Below are 7,011 nucleotides of genomic sequence, written 5' to 3' on the forward strand. Positions count from 1 at the left end.
TTTATGCAGCAAAACAATGCTCAAAAGCCCGCCGGCCTGACTGCCGGCGGGCTCTGTATTGTCAAGATGCCATTATTATTTGATGCTGATGGTATCCACCAGGTTTTCCTGATCTATGAAAGCCGCAATATACTGCTGGACTTCATTTCGTTTATCGGTGGCCGTTTCAAAGGTATTGATATGGAACTCCTCGTCCTGGTCCAGGATATGGATGATCTCGGTATATCCTTTTGAAATCAGGCTTCCTTTGAGTCTAAGGATCGTATGCTGCTGGCGGGCATCCAAATCTTTTCTCACCTGTAGTTGTATCGCTTTTTCCATTGTGAAAGATCTGTTGGTTTTTATGTCATATTCTATTCAAATTTAGTGATTTTGATTGTAGGCAGATCTGCTGATGCGTCAAAAAAAATGGGAGTCCGTAAAGTGAAAACCTTGCAAGACCCATACAGCAGATTTTTCATCTGTTTTAAATTTGCGGCAAGTAGTTGGCGTATGCTGTTCTTAAAACAAAAACGTAGAAAAAAGCCAGGGTAAGTTTAAGTCATAAATATAATATCAAACCCAAACTGCTTTTAAAGCTACAATCTCAAAGCATCATTCAACTTTTATTACTGCCGGCGGAGTCCATTTTCCATTTACTACTTCCTGCTTTGGCCAGTAAGTGCGAAGATAAAGCGAAAAATCCCCCTTTTCAACGGCCGGAAGCCAATTGTTCAGCCTTTTTGCCTCAGTTGGTGCTGACTGGACATAAATCGTGAGCGAACCGTCCGGATTATATGCCATTGTCTTGTTCTTTGTGCCCAATGAATATCTGTTGAGCTTGTTGATTTCAAAAAAGTGATGCTCGTTATATAGCGTAAGCGACCAAAATCCATTAACAGGTGGCAGCTGCCCTTTGGCAAAAGTAATTTTATATTTGTTCGAGCTGTTCAATCGGCCTCCTTCTGAATCCAGATCCTGATAAAAATAACGTGTTTCATTAGGGGCATTGACCAGGATATTGGATTTGGCTACCGCAGTGCGCGTAAAATAATCCGTGCCCCACGATGCGCCGTTCGTTACCCCTGACCAGTGAAAAGGCAATTGGATCCCCCAGCTGCGGAATTCCATTAAAGGTTTTATTACCTGACGTTCTGTCTCAACGGCTGCGTCGATCATCGCCTGTTTCAGTTTTGGGTCTTTCTTGGCGGCTTCCACTACAGCAAGTATCTGCTTGTATTTCGCCTCTTCGCCCGGCAGTGGCTTTGCATCTGCCAGCACGATAGGAAGCTCGTCAAAAAATGTCTGGGGGTTCACCCATACCGCTTCTTCTTTTCCTCCTTCGCCTCCGGGAAGTTTTTTGATATTGGCCCAATCGATGGTTTTCATTTTGCCGTCATAATCAGACAAGGGGTACATAACCACTGATTTGAGTACCTCCTGAATTGCTTTTCGGTCTTCTTTTGTGTCATCCAGAAAAACACGGGGCCCTACAAGTCCAGTATTGGTTGACGAGCGGAAAACTTTTATTATTCCCTTAGGCACCTCTCCTTTCCAGTCCGGTCCGGCCAATAAATAAAATCCCGGCTTATTGTCGTACATTTTTCCCAATTTTGCGAAACTTTCGGTGCGCAGATCAACTATCTGGTAGACCCAGAAACGTTTGCCAAAATCAGGCACTTGCACCACAACCGGCGATTGGTCCAAAGCAAGGCATCCAATACCGTAAACCACATCCTGGTTCGGGCAGGCTATGGCACGTTCTGTCGGTATCACATAATCGGTAAGCATGGTAAACTGATTGAGCGGAGCCATAAGCAGAGGCCCGGACAAGGCCAGCTCTTTTACATCCTTGAAAGCCATTCGGCGGTTGTACATGTTTACCAGCGGCCATGCCCAAAAATACGCATCTTTAGCCGCCAAAGCGGCATACTCTTGAGTAATTTTTACATTGGTGTCGGGCCCTGCTGGCAAGGAACGTGATGCTTGAGTTGAAGTAACACTGTCAATTCCTGCAGAATTTGATGCTTCCGCATCACTGTTTTTATTTTGGCTGCATGCCGTCAAGGCAGCAATCAAAATCACGCAGATGAGTTTCTTTTCCATAAGTTTAGCAATTGGTTATTTAACCTCTTCTATATCTCCAAGTTTCCATACCCTGTCAAAAAAGGGCTTTTCCGGGCCGTAAAGCCTGAATAATACTTCAAATTTTCCTTTAGGGTCCGTTGGGATCCAATTTGATTCCTTGCCTGCAGGGGATTTTGGGCCGAAGAAAATATCGACCGAGCCATCTGTGTTCTTTTGGATCTCTGTCGCATTCGATGCTCTGCTTGCACGCGGCAGATTTTTGATAAGGCAATGTGTTGTGCGGTCGTAGACTGTTGCCGACCAGTATTGCTTGGTTGGCACATTTGCAGGCACGTGGAGCATATAGGTTTTATCGCCGTCAAGCGCGCGGCCTTCCTTGTCTTTTCCTGCAATAAGATATATTTGTGCTGTACCCAGGCGTTTTATGCCTACATAACCGATTGAATAGGTTAATGCACGGGCATCAATAGGATAAATATCAGATTCTGCATATCCGGAAGATCCCGCCTTGACAAGTTCCGGCATTGCAGGAACAGCCCATTTGGCATCAGGATTTATCGGCGGGAAGCCTTTTTCAAGCATTGCTTCCAAATAGTCATGCGCACTTTTTGCCGCCGCATTCAGAATCTCGGTGGTTCGTGCATCAGGACTATAGGGCTTCCCTTTTTCAATGCCTATGCTTTTTAGTTTATCAATCATCGCCTTATCGCGCACCAGCATAGGCTGGCTTTGCACAATGCGGTTAAGAGAGATGAAAAACCGGCTGTTGTAGGGGATGACGGAATTATAAAGCACATCCTTCACGTCTGTATATTTTGTTTCGCCGGGATTTTTGGCTTTGGCAAGCGGATATAGCTTTAGCTGTTTGCCGTAATTGACTGCATTCACTATATCGGCATCACTGTGGCTGGGCAGGTTGGAGCGGAATAATCCATAACCCTCATAGGTATCGGCTTTCAGCACAATGTATCCTTTAGGAATATTTTCCTTATAGTCAGGCGGCAATATCAGATATTTGCCGCCTGCGCCCTTGTCTGCCCCGTAAGGGCCTGCATCTTCAAGGGGCATCTGCCAGATATTGTCAATATTGGCGGCAAAGGAGCCATTTGCTGCCGCAGGAACATCTATGACTATTGGCCCGGCATCCTTTGTGTTGAAAAAAAACATAAAGTAAATCGCGTCGGGATTTGGCGTTAATGTCTGATTATGCCAGTCTACGGGTTTTGACCAAAATATGATCTCATTTTGTTTCCCTTTGGTGCTGCCCAGCATTGCCTGAAGCATAAGGTCATAATTAACGGCAGGCATGCCCCATACTAAAGCTTCGATTGCGCGCTGGTAAACAATCTGTTCCTTGATGCTGGCAGGTTTGAATTCTGCCGAAACAGCACCCTCAATATCGGCTTTCTCACCGGAATTTGCTGATGGTGTTTGGTTGCATGACGTCAATAGCAGGACAAATGAAAAGACAAAAAGACTTTTTTTCATAATATATCGAATTTTAGCAGTTATATATCTTCTTCCTTAGTTATACATCCTTCATATAAAAAAGGAAACTATTAAATAATTTGTAGTGCCATTAAAAAAAATCCCTCTGATGTGGCTATTAAAATACTAAGCTTTATGAATTCTTTAAATGCATAACATATAACACTACATATCAAATAATTACATAAAAATAAACAAAATTCCTACAACTTTTATTTTTCCTTTTATTTTTTTATCTGCCTTATTAAATTGAACGGAACTGCAGAATATTACTGTCCAATTTGATGTGCTGCCGAGACAAAAAAAGGTTTATTCCTCAGAATCGGAACGCAGGTTTTAATACATAAGTAGAAGTCTCATCGACAGCGATTTCAGGTGTAAAGTTCATATCCTGCTTTGCTCTTGCAATTAGTCATACGCAAAGAAAATCTAAAAAATGCCGCAATGTTTCAATTCAACAAAACCATTGAAAATTGGACCAGATGCTTTCTGCCGGGATCATATTTTTTTTAAAAATAGGTGTTTTCTGTTTTCTTCTGACCAGTCGAAGCATATTGGTTTTGCTGTTTACAGAGCGGTTACTATAAATTGGCTTCTTCTGTTTTTCTGATGTTCCTCTTCACCGCATATCACCCCATCTGCACACTTATTGACAAGCTGGGTCTCTCCATATCCTTTTCCTGTTAAACGATTTTTGTCCACTCCATTTTTTATGAGCCAGTTTATAGTTGATTTCACTCTTCGGTCAGACAGAGAGTAGTTATATGACCCCGTCGCCCTGCTGTCGGTATGGGAGCGAATATCGAGTTTCATTGTTGGATGCTGATTCAAGACATCCAGAATTTTTTCAAGATCGAATACTGCATCAGAACGGATATCAGACTTATCGAGATCGAAGTAAATCATTTTGATTCCAAAGCATTTTCCCAAGTCGTCCCCTACTGCAACTTTGCATAGCGATTTATCTAATGCGATTGGCAGATTGGTTTTTCCGGCAGCTTTTCCAATAGTTATATTTAACTCTTTTGTTGCGTAATCCGGTTTTTCGGCTCTTACATTATAGGTTTTGCCGCATTCTGCAGAAAAACTGTACTGCCCCGATGTATTGGAAACCGTTGAGTTTATAATTTTTTGATTTTCGTATAAAGTCACTTTTGTTTCTGGAAGCACAGCACCGTTTTCTGAATCTGTTATGGCGCCATATAATTCCTGCAGGCATTTTAACCTTCTTGTTTCCAGAAATTTATAGATATCATCAGAACCTTGCCCACCGTCTTTATTGGAACTGAAATATCCTTTTCTGGAAACGGGATCAATGATATAAGCGAAATCATCTTTAGGTGAATTGATATCATTGCCAAGGTTCCGAATACCGCTTATGGTTCCGTTGTCTTCAATCTGTCCCACAAATACATCGAGTCCGCCCAGTCCGGGATAACCGTCTGAGGCAAAATAGATTTCGTTTTCGCTGGTTGCGTAGGGAAAGGTTTCTTTTCCTTCAGTATTGATGCCTTTCCCTAGATTAATAGGCGTCCCAAAACTGCCGTTTACGTTAATGCTGACTTTGTAAATATCCGACTGCCCAAAAGTACCCGGCATATCGGATGCAAAATACAGCGTTTTTTCATCCGGGCTCAGCGAAGGATGTGCCGTGCTGTAATTATCGCTTGTAAAGGGAAGCGCTGTTACTTTTATCCATTTTCCGTTTTCAAGTCTGGCCTGGTAAATCCTTACCAGCGTAATTTTACCAGCGTCTTTGCCTTTTTTGCCGTTGGCATAATTGTTTCGGGTAAAATAAACCGTTTTTCCGTCTTTGGTAAAAACAGGAGATGATTCGTGAAAACGACTGTTGATCTCCGATTTGATTTTATTTACTTTTAACGCGCCGCCGCTTTGGGCATCAAGATTGGCACTGTAGATATTGGTGAAGTATTCTCCGGTCCATTTGTGCTTTCGCTGCGAGAAATTCCCTGTATCTCTGGCCGAGGCAAAGTATATTTTACTATCGTAGACAAAACTTCCGTAATCCGAATATTTCGAATTGATGCCGGCATCTTCAATCTTGTAGCGGCCTGAATTGGCTCTTATTTCATCCAGATAATGGGCATCATCATTATAGCGCCCTGCTCTGGAATCGTTTTTGTATCTTGCGATGAATTCATTCATGATTAAAGTGGCTTTATCCACCTGCCCTTCTGCTTTTAAAGACTGTGCGTATCTGTAATAATATTCGGCCTCGGGCGAAGCGTTTAATGCGAATAACTCGCCGTACCATTTGGCTGCTCCCTCAAACTCAGAATTGAAATAATAGGAATTTCCGAGCCTCTTAAACAGATCTTCAGACTTGTATCCCTTGTCGGCTACTCTTTCATAGGTTTTTATGGCATCGATATAGGCATAGCCATCGTATTTTTTATCCCCCGATTTCAATTTGGAATCTTGGGCATAGCTGTCAAATGAAAAACAGATTATCGTTAAGGCGAAAAGTATATAATTTTTCATAATCATTTGTTTTTTTAGAAGAAACGGGGAGTTGTCATTTTGCCATGATTTTTAAAGAATTCATAACGTAGGAATATCTCGTGCGATCCTGAATTATAATTGTTCAGTTTTGTGGTTTCACGATCATATCCATAACCTACATACAATCCGTCAGTGATCTGAAATCCAGCCATTGCGCTTAATGAGGCGCTCCATCTGTAGGCAGCTCCGATTACAAATCTGTCAATAAACATAAAATTGGCAGAAATATCAACCTGAAGCGGCGCTCCTTCTACCATTTTGGCCAGTATAGCAGGTTTGAATTTATAATACTGGTACTTATCAAGATTAAGGACATAGCCCCCCATTAAATAATAATTGATTTTGTCCTTATAAATGGCAACATCATTATCATCGTACCTGTTGGTTTCGATAAAATTAGGAACCGAAAGCCCTATATAAGCCTTGTCAGAATGCCAGTAAACCCCTGCTCCCACATTGGGAGAAAACTTGTTCTGAAGGTCTTGAAACTGCGGGTCTCCCTGATCGGCGGGATTTAGTTTATTGATATCCAGATTGAATATATTGGCAGTTCCTTTTATCCCAAAAGAGAGCTTGAAATCAGCTGAAGTCCGAACAGTATAGGATATGTCTGCCGATATATCGTTCTGGTTGGTCGGTCCGATTTTGTCGTTTACAAGCGACAGCCCTACCCCTAGATTGCTGTTGTTGATTGGCGTATTGATCGAGAAGCTGCTTGTCTGGGGCGCTCCATCTAAGCCAACCCACTGGGTGCGGTATAATCCAAAAATACTTAAAGCGCCTCGTGATCCCGCATACGCTGGATTGATATTGATCGTATTGTACATATACTGCGTAAATTGGGAATCCTGCTGGCAGTATCCTGCAATTGCCGTCAAAATCAAAACGAACGAAAAAAACTTTGTTTTCATATGTCTTTAGATTATAAAAGGG

Annotated in this window: 5 protein-coding genes; all 5 read right to left on the reverse strand. The window is 42.2% G+C overall.

Annotation, left to right across the window (positions count from 1 at the left end):
- Window positions 1-75: 75 nt before the first annotated feature.
- Window positions 76-321 (reverse strand): hypothetical protein, encoded by a 246-nt coding sequence (locus tag ABTV69_RS18470; protein ID WP_113678652.1) that lies wholly within the window; start codon window positions 319-321, stop codon window positions 76-78.
- 273 nt (window positions 322-594) lie between these two features.
- Entirely contained in the window at window positions 595-2,085 is a 1,491-nt protein-coding gene (locus tag ABTV69_RS18475) for a DUF1254 domain-containing protein (RefSeq protein ID WP_433831393.1), read from the reverse strand.
- Window positions 2,086-2,100: 15 nt separating this feature from the next.
- Window positions 2,101-3,555 carry a DUF1254 domain-containing protein gene (locus ABTV69_RS18480; RefSeq protein ID WP_433831395.1) on the reverse strand — a complete coding sequence of 485 codons (1,455 nt, stop codon included), beginning with the start codon at window positions 3,553-3,555 and terminating at the stop codon, window positions 2,101-2,103.
- A gap of 567 nt (window positions 3,556-4,122) precedes the next feature.
- Complete coding sequence (locus ABTV69_RS18485) at window positions 4,123-6,057, reverse strand: OmpA family protein (RefSeq protein WP_433831397.1); 1,935 nt, start codon at window positions 6,055-6,057, stop codon at window positions 4,123-4,125.
- A gap of 14 nt (window positions 6,058-6,071) precedes the next feature.
- Entirely contained in the window at window positions 6,072-6,989 is a 918-nt protein-coding gene (locus ABTV69_RS18490; protein WP_229355295.1) for a PorP/SprF family type IX secretion system membrane protein, read from the reverse strand.
- Between the last annotated feature and the right edge of the window lie 22 nt (window positions 6,990-7,011).

Source organism: Flavobacterium anhuiense, from assembly GCF_050990855.1.
Classification (GTDB): Bacteria; Bacteroidota; Bacteroidia; order Flavobacteriales; family Flavobacteriaceae; genus Flavobacterium; species Flavobacterium anhuiense_C.